Here is a 4,434-nt window from a genome sequence, read left to right as displayed (position 1 = left end):
CGCAGGTCAGGGAGACCCGCCGTCCGCGCGCCTCGAACGCGTGCACCCCGCTCCGCGTCCCCGGCGGCACCCGCCACCACGCGACCCCGCCTCCGCGCCCACCGGCGCCCGGTGGGCGGCCGGACGGGACGCGTTCACGTGCCCCGAGGTGCGGGTCGTGCACACGGTCCCCCCGTGCCGCGACGGGGAAGCCCCCACGAGGAGAAGAGAGGGACCCCCCCTCTCACCCCGTGCCGCGGACGACGGCGACGGGACAGTCGGCGTGGTACAGCAGTGACTGACTGACCGAACCGAGCAGCATCCCGGTGAAGCCGCCGTGACCGCGGGCCCCGGACACCACCAGTTGGGCCTGTCGGCTCGCGTCGAGCAGCGTGTGCCGCACCCGCGCCCGCTCCAGGCGCAGCTCCACGGAGACCCCGGGACGGGCCTCCCGCCACGGCGCCACCGCCTCCTCCAGCAGCCGCTGGTGCCGCTCACGGAGCCGGTCGAGATCCACCACCACGTTCAGCGGATCGGCGGGACCCTCGTACGGCGTCGGCTCGCTCCAGGTGTTCCACACATGCGTCGCGACCAGCGGCGCCCCGCGCAGCGCGGCCTCGGTGAAGGCGAAGTCCGCCGCCGCGGACCCGGCCGGCGAGCCGTCCACGGCGAGGAGCACGGGCCCCTCGGGGCCGGGACGGCCGCGGACCACCAGCAGCGGACCGTACCCGTGCGCGGCCAGCTGTACGACCGTCGAGCCCAGCAGCAGATCCCCGAAGCCACCGTGGCCCCGTCCGCCCACCACCGTCAGCACCGCGTGCCGCGACTCGCTCCGCAACACCGTCAGCGTCTCACCGGACGCCACGGTCCTGGTCACCTCCAGTCCCGGCGCACGGTCGTGGGCACGCTGCTCGGCGCCCGCCAGGGCACCGTGGATCATCGGGTCGAGATCGGCCGGGCGGCTGAACGCGTGCACGATCCGCAGCCGCGCGCCGCGCAGCAGGGCCTCGTGCGCCGCGACGTCGACCGCGGCGAGGCTGGACGGCGAACCGTCCACTCCTACGACCACAGTGTCGTTCACCACTCGCTCCCGTCCCCGGCGGTCCTTCCGGGTACCCGCGGGAAAGAGCGCGTACCCACTCGTCCGACCTGCGGCGATACGGTCTCCCCGGAAATCCTCGGCTCCGTGGCGCCCCCTGTCCATCCGTGGCAACACCCATGTTCCGGCCGAATGGCGGGATGGCACCATTACCCCCGTGGGGGTGGATCACCCGTGCCGTCCGACGGCACGGTCGGCACCCCTCGTCGGACGACATCGACAAGAGAACCGGGAAGGGGACGGGCTGTGCCTGCTCCACGGATGAGCGCCACGCCGCTGCCGGGCATCGGCGTGAAATACGACCTCACCACGCGTGAGCACGAGCACCTGTCCGTGATCGCGCACCGCGACGGTGCCCGCACGGTCAACGTCTACCGCTCCGACGACCCGGACGCCTGCGCCCGCTCGGTACGGCTGACCGTCGCCGAGTCGGCCGCGCTGATCGACGCGCTCATGCCCGCCCACCACAGCCCCAACCTGCTGCACACCACCGACCTGGGGCTGGTCGCCGAGCGCATCGAACTGTCCGCCGTCTCCCACTGGAACGGCCGGCTGCTGGGCGACACCCGGATGCGTACCGACACCGGGGTCTCGATCGTCGCCGTGCTGCGGCGGGCCGAGGCGATCCCGTCCCCCGCGCCGGACTTCAGGCTGGCCGGCGGGGACACGCTGATCCTGATCGGCACCCGCGAGGGCATCGACGCCGCCGCCGCGATTCTCGGGCGGGAGTGAGCGAGTGCACTCTTCCGCGATCTTCCTGATCGAGTTCGGCGCGATCATCCTCGGGCTCGGCCTGCTGGGGCGCCTCGCCGGGCGCCTCCAGTTCTCCCCGATCCCCCTCTACCTGCTGGCCGGCCTCGCCTTCGGCGAGGGCGGGCTGCTGCCGCTCGGCGCGAGCGAGGAGTTCGTCGCGATCGGCGCCGAGATCGGCGTCATCCTGCTGCTGCTCATGCTCGGCCTGGAGTACACGGCCAGCGACCTCGTCTCCAACCTCAAGACCCAGTACCCGGCCGGCCTCGTCGACATGGCGCTCAACGCCCTGCCCGGTGCCGCCCTGGCCCTGCTGCTCGGCTGGGGCCCGGTCGCCGCGGTGGTGCTGGCCGGCGTCACCTGGATCTCCTCCTCCGGCGTCATCGCGAAGGTCCTCGGCGACCTCGGACGGCTCGGCAACCGCGAGACCCCGGTCATCCTCAGCATCCTGGTGCTCGAGGACCTGGCCATGGCGGTCTACCTGCCGATCATCACCGCCCTGCTGGCCGGCGTCAGCCTCGCCGCGGGCAGCGTCACGCTGGCCATCGCGCTGGGTGTCGCCGGGCTCGTGCTGTTCGTCGCCGTCCGCTACGGGCGGGTGATCTCCCGCTTCGTCTCCAGTGACGACCCCGAGAAGCTGCTGCTGGTGGTGCTGGGCCTGACCCTGCTCGTCGCGGGGCTCGCCCAGCAGTTGCAGGTCTCGGCGGCCGTGGGCGCGTTCCTGGTCGGCATCGCCCTGTCCGGGGAGGTCGCCGAGGGCGCGCACAACCTGCTGGCGCCGCTGCGGGACCTGTTCGCCGCCGTGTTCTTCGTCTTCTTCGGCCTGCACACCGACCCCCAGTCGATCCCGCCGGTGATCCTGCCCGCCCTCGCGCTCGCCGTCGTCACCGCGCTGACGAAGATCGCCACCGGTTACTGGGCCGCCCGCCGGGCCGGGATCTCCCCCAAGGGCCGCTGGCGCGCGGGCGGCACCCTGGTCGCCCGCGGCGAGTTCTCCATCGTCATCGCCGGTCTCGCGGTCACCGCCGGCATCGAACCGGACCTCGGCCCGCTGGCCACGGCGTACGTCCTGGTCCTGGTCGTCCTGGGCCCGCTCACGGCCCGCTACACCGAGCCCATCGCGCTGCGCCTGTCCGCCCGGCGCGCCGCCGCCGACACCGTGCCCGCACAGGTCACGGCGCCGGCCGCGGAGACGCTGGAACCGGTGGACGAGACCCGGCCCGAACGCTGAGCCGGGCCGACGCCCCGGCCGGAGCCTAGTTCTCCAGCCGCACCGGCATCAGAAGCGAGAACGTGTGCTCGTCGTCCGGCCGGCGGATCGCGAGGGGCGCCGTGGGGGCGCCGAACTCGAGGACCAGCCGGTCGCCGGACCCGGCGGCGAGGGCGTCCAGCAGGAACGCGCGGTTGACGGCGACGAGGTCCCGGCCGTCGGCACCGTCCCCGGCCAGGGCGACCGAGCCGTCCTTCGCCACCCGCAGCACGGTGAGCTCACGGCCCACGGCGTCCTGGTCCTCGTCCGCGCGGACGGGACCCGTGAGCACCGCCTCCCGGAAGGCCGGCACGTCCACCGGGGCGCGCCGCCCGGCCGGGAGGCGGACCAGGCGCCGGTAGTCGGGGAAGTCGTGGCCGAGGCACTGGCCGGCCGTCTGCCGGTCCCCGGTCTCCAGGGTCACGCGGTCACCGTCCACGGTGAGCCGGACCCGCTCCTCCCCGTCCAGCAGCGCCCGCATCGCGTCGGCGAGCGGAAGGGGCACGGTGACCTGGACGCGGGACCCGTCGTGTCCGTCGGCGGCGGCGCGCGCCACGGCCATCCGGTACCGGTCGGTGGCCACCAGGCGCAGCGCGTCGCCCTCGACGTCGAAGAGGATCCCGCCGAGCATCGGCAGCTCCGGGTCGGTGCCGGCCGCGAACCGGACCGCGTCCAGCGCGGCGGCCAGCGCGGGGCCGGAGAGGGACAGCCGTACGGCGGTGTCGGTGCGGAGCGAGGTCATGGGGTTCTCCCTGTGGTCGAGTAGGGCTCGGAGCGCGGAGAACTCGGCGCGGGCATCGGACAGCCCCTGCTCCAGCCGGCGCAGGTGCGCCCGAAGGAGCTGTCGTACGAGATCGGTGTCGGCGCCCGTCCAGCCGGCCAGCACCAGCCGGATGTCCGCCAGCGGCATCCCGGCCCGGCGCAGCCGGGCCAGCAGCCGGGCCTCGTCCAGTTGCCCGGGGGCGTACCAGCGGTAGCCGCTGACCGGGTCCACCCGGTCGGGGACCAGGACACCGGCACGGTCGTAGAACCGCAGGGCACTCACGCCCAGCCCGCTGTCCCGGGCCATCTCACCAATGCTGCGCATCTCGCTCTCCACACCCGCGACCCTGGTCCCTCGACCAGGTCGAGGGTCAACCCCGGCCGGTCACCGCGCGTGGTTCCGGCCGCGGGTCCTGATCCGGAACACCACCGGTCCCACCGCGCCGAACGCGCCCGCCCGCAGCAGCCCGGGCCCGAGGTGACCCCGGAGAAGGGAGGCCGGCCCGGCGCCCGGACCGGGCGGCTCCGGCCCGCCCTCACCGGTCGGCTCGCCCGGCATCGCCCCGAACACGGCCGGGACGTGCCGGCCGGCCTC

Annotated in this window: 4 protein-coding genes and 1 pseudogene; 2 read left to right on the top strand and 3 right to left on the bottom strand. The window is 74.4% G+C overall.

Features of this window, described 5'->3' with window-relative positions; translation table 11 throughout:
* Window positions 1–223 precede the first annotated feature (223 nt).
* Window positions 224–1,060, bottom strand: coding sequence for a universal stress protein (locus B7767_RS27790; RefSeq protein ID WP_179167314.1), 837 nt, complete (start codon window positions 1,058–1,060; stop codon window positions 224–226).
* A gap of 279 nt (window positions 1,061–1,339) precedes the next feature.
* Between B7767_RS27790 and B7767_RS27785 the strand changes: the two genes are divergently transcribed.
* Together B7767_RS27785 and B7767_RS27780 are read left to right on the top strand one after the other, a co-directional pair.
* Entirely contained in the window at window positions 1,340–1,810 is a 471-nt protein-coding gene (locus B7767_RS27785; protein WP_085574575.1) for a cation:proton antiporter regulatory subunit, read from the top strand.
* Window positions 1,811–1,814: 4 nt separating this feature from the next.
* Complete coding sequence (locus B7767_RS27780; RefSeq protein ID WP_085574574.1) at window positions 1,815–3,059, top strand: cation:proton antiporter; 1,245 nt, start codon at window positions 1,815–1,817, stop codon at window positions 3,057–3,059.
* Window positions 3,060–3,084: 25 nt separating this feature from the next.
* On the opposite strand, the gene B7767_RS27775 is transcribed toward B7767_RS27780, so the two are convergent.
* Together B7767_RS27775 and B7767_RS47425 are read right to left on the bottom strand one after the other, a co-directional pair.
* Window positions 3,085–4,164, bottom strand: coding sequence for a MerR family transcriptional regulator (locus B7767_RS27775; protein WP_085574576.1), 1,080 nt, complete (start codon window positions 4,162–4,164; stop codon window positions 3,085–3,087).
* Window positions 4,165–4,224: 60 nt separating this feature from the next.
* Window positions 4,225–4,434: pseudogene (locus tag B7767_RS47425) on the bottom strand (hypothetical protein); the annotation flags it as partial.

This window comes from Streptomyces sp. 13-12-16 (genome assembly GCF_002114215.1).
Lineage (GTDB): Bacteria > Actinomycetota > Actinomycetes > Streptomycetales > Streptomycetaceae > Streptomyces.
The sequence above is the reverse complement of the archived record's forward strand: the minus strand, read 5'-3'. Positions and strand labels throughout refer to the sequence as shown.